Raw genomic sequence first — 13,248 nt, 5'->3', positions numbered from 1 at the left:
TATGCGCGCCGACTTTAAGTTGATGACCTCCGACTATCTACCGCGCGGTCACCGCCAAGCACGGGCGATTGTCAGGCGACGGGTTTCTGCTGATTAGGCGTTCGGCGGACAACGGCAATGCGTCACTGCTCTTGCGCATCGTCTCGAATCGAGTGATCCGTCTCATGCCCAATAACCGCTCTAAGTATGGTGCGCACCACGGCAATGTACCTAGAACGTGGAGCGCGCCACGCCTTGCGCCTAAGAAAATGGTTTCATTGCATCTAATCTGTTCGGATGAAAAACCCATTCCGCAAAAGCCAGATGCAACAACTCGAAGCCACGATCGCTTCATTTGCGAAGCGGCTCGAACAACTCACCATAAAGCGTGCCATCGCTAAAAACGCTTTGGACACCGCGACTGTGACCCGTCAAAAGGCGCTCTTGTCGGGCGACCTCGAAGACCAGCGCGCGCTCGACAAAGTGCAGGCTGCCGTCGATACCGGATCGTCGGCATTGGCTGGCATCGATGATGCTCTCGCTGCCCTGATCCGCCAGAAGGCTGAAGCGGAACGCCAACTCGCCGCCGAACGCGATCACATCATGCGCGCGGCGGCCGCAGGCAAGTTGGCCGAGCAGGTTGGCGCCATCGAGGCGGCATTGCCGGCTTATCTTGAGCATTCCCGCGTTCTTTCTAATGCCCTGTCTGAGATCGCTCACTCGCACGTCGAAAGCAGTCAGATGGCCGGGTACGTCCAGAATACGTCCGGCCAGATCGAAGTTGCGGCCAACTTCGCGCTCGCGGAGCTGAAAGCGATGCCCGACGCTATCCGGCATGGTCGTCTGCCCATCCCGGGCGAGCCGGTCGCGTTGCGCGCCGATGCAACAACCGAGACTGAACCGACAACGACGGTCTTTATGCTGCGCAGCGCCCACCATCGCGACGGCGACGGTCGCAAGCGTTTTGCTGGTCAGTGGGAGGACGCTGTGATGTTGGTGGCGACTGCTCAGCGAGCACTGGATCGCGGCATTGCGGTTCCGCTGACTGATCCGCGTCGTGTCCGACTTCGCGGCATGCGTGGCGGTGACTTCGATCCGAAAGCGGCGGATGTTGTCGACCTTGATGCAGGCGATGATCTCGTGGGCGCAGCAACCGGTGCTCCTGCGATCGGCGCGGCGAATTTCGCAGTCACTGACTGCCGCGCCGAAGCGCATTCGATCCAGATTGAGGTGTCGCGCACATGAAATCGGCACCTCCCGGCTGGCAGCCGCACAAAGTTGTTAATCGCCTTGATGGATGGATCGTCGAGCCGAAGAACAAGGGCGGCGTCCCGGCGCGCGTTGCAGAGATGATCGCGCGCGCCATGCCCCAACTTGCGGACCCACACGTTGCAGCTATCCGCGCCCGCATGGTCGCTCGTCATTTGACGGTTCTCGGCCATGTCTGATGGATCGACGGCCGAGAATGGTGTTGCTGAGTACGCGACCCGTTCTCCCGCAACTGGGGCCGCCGTTAGCGCCGAAAGGGTCGTTGCGGTGTCTGACGGCGGCCCCGATGAGCCACCGAACGAGTACGATGATCTACTTTTCGCGCTTGGCAGGACCGAAGAGCAAGATCAACGCATCTCGGTTCACGAAGCCGGTCATGCTGTCTGCGCGCGGCTGTTGGGACATGAGGTTGGCGGTGTCACGATCAACCCGGACCCGATCCGTGGCTCTGACGGCTTGTGTTGGGATGTCGGTCATTCGCAGGCTTATTCAGAGGGCCGTGGCGATGCCTCAGACGTTCGGGCCGCGATCAGTCCGATAATGCCTAAGTCCGGCGAAGATCGCCGCCCGGTGGCCGATATCTTTGGCAGCGTCTACGCCAAATGCATTGAATTTGTTGCCGGTCGCGCCGCTGAGCGGTTGCTCATGGATGGTGAGCCTTCCCAGCCGGTTGATGATCTTCGGCAGGCCCACGAGTTGGCCTCGCTCATCTGCTCCGGCGATGAGGCGATCGAGACGTTTCTCGCGCACTGCGATGTCGTGGCCCGTGATCTGCTGGCGCCTCATGGGGATGTCTTAATGACACTGTCTATCGTGCTGCGTATCAAGCGGACGCTGAATGGCCGAGATATCGATGAGATCATTTCTGACGTGGTGGCGCGCAAGGCGATAGCAATTGAGCGGCGGCGCCGGGCCGAGTGGCGTAAGGCCCAAACGGAGGCGGACCGTTTTCGAGCCGCATGTGATCACGCTGATGCCGCAGCCGTGCCACGTTCTGCACCAAATCACGAGCAGCGGCCTATCGTCGGCATACCTTCTTGAGGAACGTTTCGCGCTTCATGGCCTTCCCAGTTGAGCAGGCGTTCTTGCACAGTAGTTGCAGACCTTTGTATGAAATCCCAGCGTAGCGATCCTCAGTTCGCATGAGAAAGAAGTGGCCAGCATTGGCTCGAGCCATTGTGCAGTTCGCCGCATTCTGCCGCGTAGCTGTACATTCTTCATAATTGCCAAACAGTCCGTTACAGGTCTCTTGGTCCAACGGTTCACGAGAGTTGAGCGATTTTTTCCGCTCCGTCAGTTTACCGGCGTGGAAGCTCACGATTACTTCCTGCTTCTTCTGACGATAGGTGAAAACAGCCTTATTTGAACGGAAGTCCAAGTTCTCGACTTGGATGTCGCATTCAAGGCACTCGTCAGCGAAGGGCTTAACTGTCGCTTGCTTTCCATCATCAACGATGACCTTCCAATCCCACCATCGTGTTCCCGATCCAGTTTCGCCCATAGAAATCAGGATGAGATCATAGTCCTTCGTTCTGTAGTGCTTCTCAAAGGCAATGAACGCCGTCCCAGGGCACAAGAGCTGGGTCTGGTCCCGATATAGACACTTGCCGCCTCCCTCTGAGGGACTTTCCAGCACCTCATAGGTGGCGGTTCGGGAGTTGACGTGATAGCGAGTAGGACTTGCCCCATCGCCCTGCGCAATTGCAGGGCACGATAGGCTCGCTGCGGGCAGTACCCACAATGTGCGACGTAGGAACGCGGTGTGCATTCGCGTTCGGTTCGTTTGACCAGCCTTCGTCACGGCTAAACCCGGCCGTGCGAAGGCAGAGCAGTTTCCGGCGAACTAGACGGGCTCTGGCTGTCGGCACTTTTGTCGTTTTTCGCTGCGCCTTGCAACTTCACTGCATTTGCTCGACGTGTCGCAACGGCCTTTCGCGCGGCCTCGCTCCGGCGCTTCTTAATGGCGTTCGCTGCACGTGTAGCCGCAGCCTTCTTTCCGGCATCCTTCATATATGCGTTGGTCCGCTCTCCCTTTCTGTCCTGCCAATGAGAGCGTTGGAGCTTCAATGCGGCGAGCGAAAAGAGGCCAGCGTCATACATCCAATGATGTTGATTGCAGAGCCACACAAGATTGTCTGGATCATTGTTCGACGCCTCGTGATCTAGATGCGCCAGCTCTCTTCCGACCGTCTGTCCACACAGGCAACAGCCGGGATAAGGATAAGCCAATTCGGCAACGCGACGAGCCTCAGACTGATTTCGATTTTTTTTGACCGCTTCCATCGCTCTTTCCCAGCCTCAACTGTGGTCGCCCGCTGCGTTCACATCGATAAATACTGCGGGTCGCCGCTCGCCCAGCCAAAGTACATTGTACGACCGTCGCGCATGGGTTTGCCGGCGAGTTCTCCGGGGCGGGCAATTATCCCAAACAATTGGACAAACGCCGCATACGCATCGAACCATTTATTCTCAGGCGAGAAGGAATGAACAATCATAGCCGCATCATCGGTTTTGAAGCGTTCGGCTTCAAGAATGGCCGAAGCGGTTCGGTGGAACAACTGATAGTGCAGATTATCCGGCGGCGGACACCTGACGCCGATCAGGTCACACAAGAACTTGAGCCGCTGCTGCTTTCCGGGCGAAGGCTCCGCAAACCAATCCTTGATGAGCGGCCCAAACGTCTCATTGACTTTGCCTTCTACGGCGGTGGCTATGGTGCGATTGTCGGCTTTTATCAAAGCAAAGATATCTGTCTGACTTTCTCTGCCTGCATCACGGAGAGACACTTTATGTTCCGGTATCGCAATGAGTAGTTCGGCATCTGATCCGAACAGAGCGGCGACCTCCGCTGGCAAACCGTCTGCGGCTTCCCAGCATTGCGCCAGTGTTCGTGCAGAGTACCCAGTGCGCCAATGTTTCACAGGATCGGCGAGAAGGGCTTGCCAGCTCGCAGCACCAGATGACGGGATGCATATCCTCTTCATTCAAACGCCCTCGCGCGGTTTGCCGCCACACACAAATTGTCTCTCCGACGAATGGGTAATGGCGATCTATCGTCGATCTCTTTGCCATGACAGCGGTAGTCACCGCTTGTCAGAGATAATTCGCGGGCGCTTCTCCTTCATCAGAGTGAGCCAACGGCTTTGCTCCGCGACGGGGGGCGGCACCGCATTCCCGTCTCGGGCAGCCTGCTGTCCATAAGTCTGCGTCAACGACCAAACCAACGCGACTACCCAGCCAACGTTCACTGCGCCTGCAAAGATGTACATAGCAATGAGGGCCGCGAGTCGCTCGGTCGCATCATTCTTGGGGAGAAAGTACGTCATCACGAGTAGATACACGAGCACAACGGCGCCAGCAGAGATATTGAGGGCCACAATGGCTTTCAGTTGATGATGACGACGCTCGGCAGCGACGATGCTGGGGGCTAGATAGATCAGGAGGGAAATTCCGATCAGTATCCAAAATGCTCCGTCCATCTAATCTCTCTCGCTAGCGCTGGAAACGGCGTGTTGTGTTTTGTTGGCGCGCGGTATTCTCTTGATCGACACATCCATTGAGGATCGTATACGAGCCACCACCACCTGACCGGGCGACCTGCGCGCACCAATTTCGCGTTTGTGAAGGCACACTAGACCAAGTGGCTTTCAGGCGATCGTAAGCTGTCTGCTCCTGATCGATGCATCCGCCATAAATGAGTTCGGAGCGCGATCCGCTGGTTCGAGAAACCTGATCGCACCACTTTTCGACCGCGTAGTCGGGGAGGTCAGCCGCCATTGCTGGCAACGAAGCACAAACGAGTGATGCACACAGTGTCCAGATTAAGAGCACCCGCAACTCCTCCTCCTTTCTCTTTCGTTTATCGGATCGTCCTCGTGTGACTAATTTCGGTAAGGATAAGCTGAAATCGCTAGTGCGGCTTCGGTGTGAGTGATTACACGTTGAAAGCATGAGATGCGTTCATCTGAAAGGGCATCCTCACCGCAGAATAGAACCGTCGTCCAATCATGATGCGGATTTATCGTGGGGCGCGATTGATAGGTTTTTGCGAAACAAGCAGCCCGCAACGGATAAGCTTCCGGCTGTCCATACCCGAAAGCTTCGTTTACATGTTTGAATTCCGCATGAACGGCCAATACTCTGCGAGAGCGGGAGCGAAGAAAGAAGATCGCGTCCGTCTCCAAGCCTTTGCTCCCCTCGATCCTGCACGTGCATCGAGCGTCCTTGCCACAAAAGTAGTTTGCCCAGAACGGCTGCTTCGTTTGTTTCTTTTGCCAGCGCACCCTACGTTGTTCGTCCCTTAGAACATCGGCCCCGGTATATTCGACTTCGGCTGGCGTGCCGCTGATGAGCCAGTCTCTGATTTTCTCTGAGGAGAAGATCCCTTCGGCGATCGCGTGCAAATATGGCTGTGCTTTTGAGGAGTACGCTGGCATGGAGATGATCCCCAAATCATGGTTCTGGCCGACGAAGTTCTCGCGCCGCCAACTCGAACTCAAGTTCGCGAAGCTGCTCAATCAGCAGTTCTACGATCTGCTCGTAGTCGGATCGCGACAGCGAACTAATGCCGCGTGACTTCATCTGGTCTTGGAGAATAGTTGCCATCATGGCTTTGACGCTCATTGGCCCCGTCTGAAATTCGGATGGTCATAAAAACAATCTGAAGTAGATGCGAAACGGGATAAATATGCAATTCCCGTAAAATTACGGATTATGGCTGATCGCGCGATATTGCGGCGCACTCCATAGGGGTCAGGCGGAGGAAGCCAGACTGCATTTGGGCGCTCCTCCGCCATTGCAAGTCTAGTCTTTCGGCGGTGGCGCTTTCGGGAAGGCAGCGAGCGCCCGAATTTTCCATACGCCGCCTTCACGAACATCCGTCGCTGTCCAAAGCCCTTTGAAATCCATAGGCTCCCCGGCTGCATTCTTGCCAGTGAGATGGAATTCACCGACCGCAACCAGGGTATCAGGCCCCAAGGGCGAGACTTGATCCACCGTTATCTCATTGTGATTGAAGCCGGCCTTGAATACTCCGGTGTAGGTTTCCGCGATATTTGTGTGAGGTCCGGCTGCATTGATCATCATCCCGCCGGTCGCATAGAGCGCAGCAATACCCGCCGCGTTCTGCTTATTGAAATTGTCGGCATAAGCGGAACCGAGTTTTTCTACCTCCTGCTTGAGATCTGCATCCGCTGCAAGGCAGGGAGAGCTGAGAGCGGCCAAGACGAAACATAGAACGTAAGTGCGTCGCATCTTAATTCCCTCCAAAATGTGCTGATCTGAAATATTGGCCCGCTAGGGCCACCAAGAATTTAGCACATCAATTTGGAGTTGCGACACCAATTGGATCAGGGCCTCGCAATTCGTCGCATTGCCACAAACCGACACATTGCGGAGCGTTGCGATCATGCAGTGCGATGCACACGCTGCCCTCGCAATGCCTAACGGAGACCCTGCTTGCGACCTCTAGTCCCGCTTGCACCTACAATGATGTTCTGAAACTCTACTCAACCATTAATCGTGCCGCGCTTCCAGACAAGGCTTTTTCTCTTTTGGGGCTCTCAATGCAACAGGTCAGTCAAGCTAGGGCCGTGCCGTTCTTCGGCGCCCGCGCATTTGCGCGCAAGCTTTTAGAGGAGATGGACCAGCTCAACGCTAGACTTGCTTCAGCAGATGGGGAGATTGGGGAGGCTTCCTCCTGCTTGGCCCAACTGAGAGCGGAGGTCGCCCAGCTTCGGGCCGAGCGGAATACTGCGCAGCAGCAGCTAGTCACTATCGGCGCTCTTCCGTTGCTTGATTTGGACGCACGGCGGCGCGAGTTGCAGACAGCGGTAGATGCGCTGAAGGAGGAGCTCGTAAAAGCTCGTACAGATATTGCTGCGGAGCGCGCCAACCTAAAGGGTGAAGTTGATGAAGCCCGGCGAATGGTAGTTGAGACGAGGGAGACGGCCCTACTTCAAGAAGTCGGCATCTATGAGTATCGGCATCCGCTCACCGACGCATTGGCCTACGAGCACGCTCTTGATCGTCTTCAAGATGCCATTAAGGCAGCCGCAAAGAAAGACGGCGGCGCAGTTCTCGCAGCAACAAACTGGACGGTGAATGGATCGACCACCGACGGCAACAAGATGGTCAGAGAGATTTCCAAGCTGATGTTGCGTGCCTTCAATGCGGAGGCAGACAACTTGGTCCGTGGTTTGAAGCCCTTCAAGCTCGACAGTGCTATAGACCGTCTAAGAAAGGTTGAGGAAACCATCCGGAAACTGGGTGTCACGATGCAGGTGAGTATTTTACCGAGCTACGTCCAGCTCCGCATTGACGAGTTGCAACTTACTGCTGACTTTCTCCAAAAGCAGTCAGAGGAAAAAGAAGCGGAGCGACAGCAGCGGGAGCGGATGCGTGATGAGCGCAAAGCGCAGCAGGAGATCGAACGAGAGCGCGCAAAACTAACCAAGGAGCGACAGCACTACCAAAACGCATTGGATGCGGTGACAGCGAACGGCGATGAAGACGGGATGCTGCGGCTCCGGGAGCAAATTGTTGAAGTTGAGAAAGCCATTGAGAGCGTTGATGCTCGTGCCGCCAATACGCGCGCTGGATATGTCTACGTGATCTCTAATCTCGGCTCGTTTGGACAGGATATGGTGAAGATCGGCATGACAAGGCGGCTCGACCCGATGGAACGCATTCGAGAGTTGAGCGATGCATCAGTGCCATTCAATTTCGACGTTCACGCACTGTTTTTCTCCGACGATGCGGTCGGCATCGAAAGCTCGATGCATGATCGGCTATCTGGCTGCCGCGTAAACGAGGTCAATCGACGAAGGGAATTCTTCCGCGCCACTCCGCTAGTCGTGAAGGCCCATCTTGCCCAATTGACGGGCCAACTGTTGGAGTTTCGCGAGGTAGCGGAGGCAATCGAATACAGACAGAGTATGCGAATGAGAACTGCAACGGACGCAATAGCCGTGAGCGAGCTTGCGAACTAGCCGTGTTGCTAGATCGCAAGCGCTGCTTGACTTGGCCCAAATGTCAGCCTGCTGAATTCATGCCGCAACTTCCCGGCTCAAACCCGGCTCATTCCGACCCCGGTCCAGATCAGAGACTGCGCGATTTGCAGCGCCGTTTCCGTGCGGTATCGCGCCGTGATCGTACTACTACCAAGTTGCGGTGGGCCATTGCGGCGTTTAGCGCCATCGCTGTCATTTTTGTTGTCTATCCGGCTATTTGGCTTCTTATTTCGAGTCCTTGGCCGGTCGCGACAACGCTGAGACATATTGCATCCGCGCCAAACTGCGAATTTGCTCGCTTGGTGGGTCTGGCGCCGTCAAGGCGTGGAGAGCCAGGCTATTGGAAACACCACGATCGCGACCGGGACGGAATTGCTTGCGAGCCATGGCCTGCTCAGCGATGAATTGCCTCCCGGCTTTTTGCGGCAGCAAGTCAAATCGCCAACTCAGACAGACCACTCCAAAGTTGTTTGTTTCCCTGTACACCCGACTGACCAAACTTCCTTCTCTGTTCCACGCACAGGAATGCGAACGGGATTTTCAGGTAACATAATGCAACCCATCGTCCTCATCACACCGCACGCACGGTATGTCGCCCGTTAGGGAATTGGTGAGAGATCGATGTCACCATTTGAATATTAGGCCGCGATATGCGGCAGCGCATTCTAAGAACGGGTAGATTTTCGACACGCTCGGTTGGCGGTCTCTTTCAGGAGAGGCCATGTTTAAAGGCTTCACAGTGGCGGTTGTGGCGCTGGTTAGCTCAGCGCAACTCGATCAGTATCTAACCAACGGTCGGTACACCGATGCCGCAATGGCTATGCTGCGGCAAATCAGGCACGCATTTGGGTTTTAGATAATCGTTTAGCGCGGAGCCGCGTGATGTACCTCTCATGGGCTGATCTCGATAGCGATGAACAGCGCACCATTGCTGTATTAGGAGCCGGACTTTCCATTGAACTGTGTGACCCTCTTGCCCTTCTGACGTTAAGACGGCTCGGTCTCATCGTGGGGTTCGATTTGACGGCTGCCGGACACGATTTGCGAAGAGATGCCGTCGCTAAAGTGTCGCTGGCTCGCGCTCAACTTGAATCATTCGATCCTTGGTGACCGTAAAGCTGCGAACGTAGTAGCGCTGTTGCCGTCACATCGGCGCTGCCGGTTGCACGATATCGGCTACTTCATGCTCGCCGTCAAAGCATCTGTCGCTTCGGCGATTTCTCCTTGTCGTTGAACTCCGGCAATCGACCGAAAAGGGCCGCGTACTTTGCAAATGCAAGGTACTCCGCCCGCACGACATCGCCCATTGTCCGCAAGTCCTTAGGCAAGTTTGAGGAGACGTTGCACTCAAATGGACAAACAGCCACATAGAGCTTCTTCGCAAGCATATTACCGTTGCGGTATTTGCCGCGAAACCTCTCGGCGCCGCCATGGCCCGGACCGGACTTGTCGCGCAACGTGTTATTGAACGCATTGAGGCGACCGCGAAGGCCGCTGACCCCATTTGTGAAACCGAAGTAACATATCTCCTTTACCCAACCGAACCGCTTGCCTGCGATATTCGTTCTGGAAATTGCTATGGCGTATACGCCGGGGTAATTTGTGTTTTTCAGCAGGTCTCGCTCATCGAACTTGACCCAATTTGAAAACCGCATCGATGTGCCCCATTATGGCCCGCGCTGCGTCCGATCTTGTATCCAACCTAACATGATGCTCAGTGCTGCTGCGGCGCGGCCGGAGCCGCCTGCAACACGCCAACCGATACAGCCAGCAGCTGCTTAAGTTTGAACGCTTGTCAAATCGTCGATGAGCAGACTGCCACTTCTGTAGCCTCTAGAGCAAGCGCCTCGCAATCGAACATTCGAGTTCTGCGTACCGAGCCGCATGTGCAGACCGATTGCCCTTGAACCGTTCGTATTCCGGTGGCAGGAACCACCAGATTAGCATCTTGCCAGTCACGCGATCGAGCGTGCCGTGAGTGATAAAACCGAAGGTAGGGCTGGCTGGCGCATCGAACGTGAGTTGATCCTCGTCGATTTGCGAGAGCGTGTAAGCACCCAAGGGTGTAACGATCCGCTTTGCCGCAAGATCTACCGATGATGCAGAGGGTGGAAGCGATGCATCTATCGACTCTTCAGGAGGGTAGACATGATAGCGCCCTCGACAGGTCAGATTGACTGCTTGGGCAAATGTGGGAGTGATGATCACCCCGTAAATTGCCAAGGCGCTTGCGACTATGGAAACACTTTTAGTGTTCATCGACCTGTACCCACGGTCCTTGAGTTTCAGATTGGGAACCGCGCGGTTTCTCGATCGACTCACCTTGATGAACTTGCACAGCGGCCACTGCGGACGCAAGTTTCAACACCAAGCAAGCTCGATACTAGTGCTCGCCGTGCCTCTGACATTTCTCGGCGCGAAGAATAGCGCACGCGAGGTCTCGATTGGTTGCCCCTAGACGTTAGTCGTGTGCGTACGAATGAGTTCCGCCTTGAGGTCAAACCGAGCGTCTCGCCGAAATTGGCGACTCAGGGAGAACCCACGATGAAGACGGATCATCATCGTCGCGGCCACTGCTTTTCTCAATCACTTTCGCTGAAGCTAGAGGCGGTCACAGCGGCTTCCGCGTTTCGTATGGTGGCGGCCGAACAGCGTGAGCTGTACGCATTCGGGGCGGTTCGGCCGAGAAAGAAAATCGAACTCACAATGCAAACGGCCAACTAGGCTCATTATAGCATGCAAACTGTTGGCTCAGAAAACGGGTTCGAGAATTCTGCCACCTAATGTCAATCCGTCGCCGATCGATTACCTCAGAGTGAAGCTCGCGATAAAGCGCATCGAGTATCAGTGTCGTTTCAAGGAGAATTTTAGACATGAGATCCACGTCGCCGGAGACAGTCGTCGATTTCGACACTCCAGATATCGCGTTCTCTAATCGCCCTAGACTGGCGCTGAAATTAGTCGGCGGATCGATCTTGAGGGTGCCGAACGATTTTATTTTTGCTGGGACACGCCCCGCCGAGTATCCCTCGCCCGGTCGATAGTTCACCGCGTTCCTAAGGTCCGACGGCCATGCGCTTCCAAGCAAATCAAAAGCGGTCCAGAGCGCCACGTAAAGCCTATCTTCATCATCGCCAGAAATCGTGAGCTTGACCAGCTTTGCGATTTCATCTGTCAGGAGCTGCCAAACGAGATTATGTACTCGGGTTTGGTTGGATTTTGTGAGCTTAACGTCCGCGTACGCCACAGTGCTGGACGGTACACATTCCATTACGAATGCCCCAGCTCCGGGCGAGGGCGATGCTGCGCTCGACAGGCGATGAAGATCCTGAACTTGCTTTCGCTCTAGAAACACTGCTGTTTTTCCGAGCACGCGAGTGAGACCGAGAGCTAGAAAAAATGCCCAATAATAAAACGTCACACAGAGCCACGCAGGACTAGACCAGCGCCCCGAACTCAGTTGATGTCGCAGGGTGACTGAGTGTTCCGTTGCGTGATCCAGATAGAAGGCCACTTCTGAATGAAGTGCAGCGGCTATTTCAACATGAGAAGCCGAAAGCAAAAACTGACGGGTCGAGGTTGCTGTCGTAACGAACGCGCCGTTTGATAGCCACTCGCGAACCGTCGTTGGCTTCGTTTTCAATACCACCGTTCTCTCGGGCACGACCATCAGCGCTTGTTGCCGAAGGCTCTGCCAAGCAGGCCCTCTAGGGAGCATTAGAGCATCTCGTTGCTGATTGGCGTTTTGGCTCTCAAGGTAGACTGCATCAATTCCGTCATTGCCTTCTTATCGAGAAGGGCTCTGCCGCCCGCTCCTAAATAACTCAATCGAGCAAGGGGCCTTATGATCTTCCGAATCGCTTCCGGCTTCACATTTTTCGAAGTAGAAATTGCGATCTGAATGACCTGATCAAAAATGGCGAAAATCGCCTCGAAGAATGTTGAGCGCGCCAAGAGCGAACTGTCTTCTAGTTCAGCATCGAAGGCATTGAGGTAGTTACGGATAAGTTTGTATCGTTGATCGTCCCCCGTCTCTGACATCACACCGCCCATCAAGATCGATCCGATCGCACGATTGAAGGTCACGCGAGAAATTTTGCCTGTTATGCTCTTGGCGGGGCTCAACCGTCCAGCAAGGGGACTTTCGGCATCTCGATTTAGGCGATCAAAGACACTTCGTAGGATTTGCTCCTTATCAGACTCTAGTTGAGCGATGTGCTTGATGTCCAGCAACAGCGCGGCGGGGACTCCTCGTTGCGTCGTATTGATATCAACGAACAGTTTGGCTTCTTCCGCAGAAGATAGGCCAGAGTAGATCGCCACGGGAACGCGATGCCTAATGCGGCACTTATGATAGCCCCACAGTCGATGTTGCCCATCGAGAACAAGGAAGGCCTTCTTGATCGCCTCAAACGAAATCGATTTAGTTCGACGTGCATAGCGAAATGCTGCGCCCGACTGCGCAGAGAGAACAATGTTGCTGGGAATTGAACCAGTACCGTCGGCCAAATACTTGGCGATGTCGTCGGCTCGCGCTTCGTTTAAGGACCGCTGAAATCCCGTTAGCGGATCGTCATCTCTTCGCGCGACGAAGCAACTGGGGAAAAGGTCGTCGACTGGGACGGTCGCAAAGTAGAACCGATGCTTATTCTGATTGAGCAGTAGTCCGGGATAGGATTTGCGCGTCATTCGAGCCCCACGATTATAGCGGCATCATAACCCGCCATATGTCGCTGAACAGCGCGGGTGCAACTTATCCGCGATCTTGTTCAATGCGCTGCAACAAATACGCGCGTAGTTAGCTAGTGCGCCACGTTCTCAATACGATATCCACGAGAATTTGGCTGGTGTTGATCTGGCCTTAGATCGCGACACAAATATGGACACAAAAGTCGCATCATATTGATTTATCTGTATCTTTTGTACGAAAACCTTCCCTGCGCAGGGGGAGAACGTTGTTCCGGCGGATTGCTAGGCCACGGACACCATA

The 13,248-nt window shown here is 55.0% G+C and carries 18 protein-coding genes; 8 read left to right on the top strand and 10 right to left on the bottom strand.

Annotated elements, in window-relative coordinates:
* The first annotated feature begins 276 nt into the window (after nt 1-276).
* From JQ631_RS24010 to JQ631_RS24000, 3 genes are read left to right on the top strand one after another with little or no spacing between them, the layout of a single operon-like run.
* Nucleotides 277-1,224: a hypothetical protein gene (locus JQ631_RS24010; protein ID WP_212330016.1), complete on the top strand. Its 948-nt coding sequence runs from the start codon at nt 277-279 to the stop codon at nt 1,222-1,224.
* Nucleotides 1,221-1,427, top strand: coding sequence for a hypothetical protein (locus JQ631_RS24005; protein ID WP_212330014.1), 207 nt, complete (start codon nt 1,221-1,223; stop codon nt 1,425-1,427). The genes JQ631_RS24010 and JQ631_RS24005 overlap by 4 nt, the downstream gene beginning before the upstream one ends.
* The gene (locus tag JQ631_RS24000) at nt 1,420-2,289 is read left to right on the top strand and encodes an ATP-dependent metallopeptidase FtsH/Yme1/Tma family protein (RefSeq protein WP_212330012.1); all 870 of its coding nucleotides are present in this window, start codon (nt 1,420-1,422) and stop codon (nt 2,287-2,289) included. Before JQ631_RS24005 ends, JQ631_RS24000 begins: the two co-directional genes overlap by 8 nt.
* Here the strand turns inward: JQ631_RS24000 and JQ631_RS23995 are convergent.
* The 5 genes from JQ631_RS23995 to JQ631_RS23975 form a co-directional block, all read right to left on the bottom strand.
* Complete coding sequence (locus tag JQ631_RS23995; RefSeq protein WP_212330004.1) at nt 2,267-3,016, bottom strand: hypothetical protein; 750 nt, start codon at nt 3,014-3,016, stop codon at nt 2,267-2,269. The two genes, JQ631_RS24000 and JQ631_RS23995, sit on opposite strands and share 23 nt — an antisense overlap.
* Before the next feature lie 35 nt (nt 3,017-3,051).
* A complete protein-coding gene (locus JQ631_RS23990; RefSeq protein WP_212330002.1) occupies nt 3,052-3,531 on the bottom strand; it encodes an HNH endonuclease in 480 nt (159 codons plus the stop codon).
* Nucleotides 3,532-3,569: 38 nt separating this feature from the next.
* Entirely contained in the window at nt 3,570-4,232 is a 663-nt protein-coding gene (locus JQ631_RS23985) for a DUF6946 family protein (RefSeq protein WP_212330000.1), read from the bottom strand.
* A gap of 99 nt (nt 4,233-4,331) precedes the next feature.
* A complete protein-coding gene (locus JQ631_RS23980) occupies nt 4,332-4,727 on the bottom strand; it encodes a hypothetical protein (protein WP_212329998.1) in 396 nt (131 codons plus the stop codon).
* Nucleotides 4,728-5,129: 402 nt separating this feature from the next.
* Entirely contained in the window at nt 5,130-5,684 is a 555-nt protein-coding gene (locus JQ631_RS23975; protein ID WP_212329996.1) for a hypothetical protein, read from the bottom strand.
* Between JQ631_RS23975 and JQ631_RS23970 the strand changes: the two genes are divergently transcribed.
* Nucleotides 5,683-5,823, top strand: coding sequence for a hypothetical protein (locus JQ631_RS23970; protein WP_212329994.1), 141 nt, complete (start codon nt 5,683-5,685; stop codon nt 5,821-5,823). The two genes, JQ631_RS23975 and JQ631_RS23970, sit on opposite strands and share 2 nt — an antisense overlap.
* Before the next feature lie 228 nt (nt 5,824-6,051).
* On the opposite strand, the gene JQ631_RS23965 is transcribed toward JQ631_RS23970, so the two are convergent.
* Nucleotides 6,052-6,501, bottom strand: coding sequence for a YybH family protein (locus tag JQ631_RS23965; protein WP_212329992.1), 450 nt, complete (start codon nt 6,499-6,501; stop codon nt 6,052-6,054).
* Between the two features lie 164 nt (nt 6,502-6,665).
* On the opposite strand from JQ631_RS23965, the gene JQ631_RS23960 reads away from it, so the two are divergent.
* From JQ631_RS23960 to JQ631_RS23950, 3 genes are all read left to right on the top strand, one after another.
* Nucleotides 6,666-8,237, top strand: a complete 1,572-nt coding sequence (locus JQ631_RS23960) for an SNIPE associated domain-containing protein (protein WP_212329990.1) — start codon at nt 6,666-6,668, stop codon at nt 8,235-8,237.
* 59 nt (nt 8,238-8,296) lie between these two features.
* Nucleotides 8,297-8,662, top strand: coding sequence for an excalibur calcium-binding domain-containing protein (locus JQ631_RS23955; protein WP_212329988.1), 366 nt, complete (start codon nt 8,297-8,299; stop codon nt 8,660-8,662).
* Between the two features lie 478 nt (nt 8,663-9,140).
* Nucleotides 9,141-9,368 (top strand): hypothetical protein, encoded by a 228-nt coding sequence (locus JQ631_RS23950; protein WP_212329986.1) that lies wholly within the window; start codon nt 9,141-9,143, stop codon nt 9,366-9,368.
* Between the two features lie 83 nt (nt 9,369-9,451).
* Here JQ631_RS23950 and JQ631_RS23945 read toward each other — a convergent pair whose 3' ends face one another.
* Both JQ631_RS23945 and JQ631_RS23940 read right to left on the bottom strand, forming a co-directional pair.
* Complete coding sequence (locus tag JQ631_RS23945) at nt 9,452-9,913, bottom strand: hypothetical protein (protein WP_212329983.1); 462 nt, start codon at nt 9,911-9,913, stop codon at nt 9,452-9,454.
* Between the two features lie 178 nt (nt 9,914-10,091).
* A complete protein-coding gene (locus JQ631_RS23940; protein WP_212329981.1) occupies nt 10,092-10,517 on the bottom strand; it encodes a hypothetical protein in 426 nt (141 codons plus the stop codon).
* Between the two features lie 285 nt (nt 10,518-10,802).
* Between JQ631_RS23940 and JQ631_RS23935 the strand changes: the two genes are divergently transcribed.
* On the top strand, nt 10,803-10,982 hold the full coding sequence (locus JQ631_RS23935; protein ID WP_212329979.1) for a hypothetical protein: 180 nt from the start codon (nt 10,803-10,805) through the stop codon (nt 10,980-10,982).
* Here the strand turns inward: JQ631_RS23935 and JQ631_RS23930 are convergent.
* Both JQ631_RS23930 and JQ631_RS23925 read right to left on the bottom strand, forming a co-directional pair.
* Nucleotides 10,960-11,928, bottom strand: coding sequence for a hypothetical protein (locus JQ631_RS23930; RefSeq protein ID WP_212329977.1), 969 nt, complete (start codon nt 11,926-11,928; stop codon nt 10,960-10,962). The genes JQ631_RS23935 and JQ631_RS23930 overlap by 23 nt on opposite strands.
* 47 nt (nt 11,929-11,975) lie before the next feature.
* Nucleotides 11,976-12,947 (bottom strand): DGQHR domain-containing protein, encoded by a 972-nt coding sequence (locus JQ631_RS23925; protein ID WP_212329975.1) that lies wholly within the window; start codon nt 12,945-12,947, stop codon nt 11,976-11,978.
* Between the last annotated feature and the right edge of the window lie 301 nt (nt 12,948-13,248).

Source organism: Bradyrhizobium manausense, from assembly GCF_018131105.1.
In the GTDB taxonomy this organism is placed as follows: domain Bacteria; phylum Pseudomonadota; class Alphaproteobacteria; order Rhizobiales; family Xanthobacteraceae; genus Bradyrhizobium; species Bradyrhizobium manausense_B.
The sequence above is the reverse complement of the archived record's forward strand: the minus strand, read 5'-3'. Positions and strand labels throughout refer to the sequence as shown.

Excerpts from the sequence above, each read along its gene's own strand:
- JQ631_RS24010 (WP_212330016.1), top strand. The coding sequence starts at position 277 with ATGAAAAACCCATTCCGCAAAAGCCAGATGCAACAACTCGAAGCCACG.
- JQ631_RS24005 (WP_212330014.1), top strand. The coding sequence starts at position 1,221 with ATGAAATCGGCACCTCCCGGCTGGCAGCCGCACAAAGTTGTTAATCGC.
- JQ631_RS24000 (WP_212330012.1), top strand. The coding sequence starts at position 1,420 with ATGTCTGATGGATCGACGGCCGAGAATGGTGTTGCTGAGTACGCGACC.
- JQ631_RS23995 (WP_212330004.1), bottom strand. The coding sequence starts at position 3,016 with ATGCACACCGCGTTCCTACGTCGCACATTGTGGGTACTGCCCGCAGCG.
- JQ631_RS23990 (WP_212330002.1), bottom strand. The coding sequence starts at position 3,531 with ATGGAAGCGGTCAAAAAAAATCGAAATCAGTCTGAGGCTCGTCGCGTT.
- JQ631_RS23985 (WP_212330000.1), bottom strand. The coding sequence starts at position 4,232 with ATGAAGAGGATATGCATCCCGTCATCTGGTGCTGCGAGCTGGCAAGCC.
- JQ631_RS23980 (WP_212329998.1), bottom strand. The coding sequence starts at position 4,727 with ATGGACGGAGCATTTTGGATACTGATCGGAATTTCCCTCCTGATCTAT.
- JQ631_RS23970 (WP_212329994.1), top strand. The coding sequence starts at position 5,683 with ATGGAGATGATCCCCAAATCATGGTTCTGGCCGACGAAGTTCTCGCGC.
- JQ631_RS23975 (WP_212329996.1), bottom strand. The coding sequence starts at position 5,684 with ATGCCAGCGTACTCCTCAAAAGCACAGCCATATTTGCACGCGATCGCC.
- JQ631_RS23965 (WP_212329992.1), bottom strand. The coding sequence starts at position 6,501 with ATGCGACGCACTTACGTTCTATGTTTCGTCTTGGCCGCTCTCAGCTCT.
- JQ631_RS23960 (WP_212329990.1), top strand. The coding sequence starts at position 6,666 with ATGCACACGCTGCCCTCGCAATGCCTAACGGAGACCCTGCTTGCGACC.
- JQ631_RS23955 (WP_212329988.1), top strand. The coding sequence starts at position 8,297 with ATGCCGCAACTTCCCGGCTCAAACCCGGCTCATTCCGACCCCGGTCCA.
- JQ631_RS23950 (WP_212329986.1), top strand. The coding sequence starts at position 9,141 with ATGTACCTCTCATGGGCTGATCTCGATAGCGATGAACAGCGCACCATT.
- JQ631_RS23945 (WP_212329983.1), bottom strand. The coding sequence starts at position 9,913 with ATGCGGTTTTCAAATTGGGTCAAGTTCGATGAGCGAGACCTGCTGAAA.
- JQ631_RS23940 (WP_212329981.1), bottom strand. The coding sequence starts at position 10,517 with ATGAACACTAAAAGTGTTTCCATAGTCGCAAGCGCCTTGGCAATTTAC.
- JQ631_RS23935 (WP_212329979.1), top strand. The coding sequence starts at position 10,803 with ATGAAGACGGATCATCATCGTCGCGGCCACTGCTTTTCTCAATCACTT.
- JQ631_RS23930 (WP_212329977.1), bottom strand. The coding sequence starts at position 11,928 with ATGGTCGTGCCCGAGAGAACGGTGGTATTGAAAACGAAGCCAACGACG.
- JQ631_RS23925 (WP_212329975.1), bottom strand. The coding sequence starts at position 12,947 with ATGACGCGCAAATCCTATCCCGGACTACTGCTCAATCAGAATAAGCAT.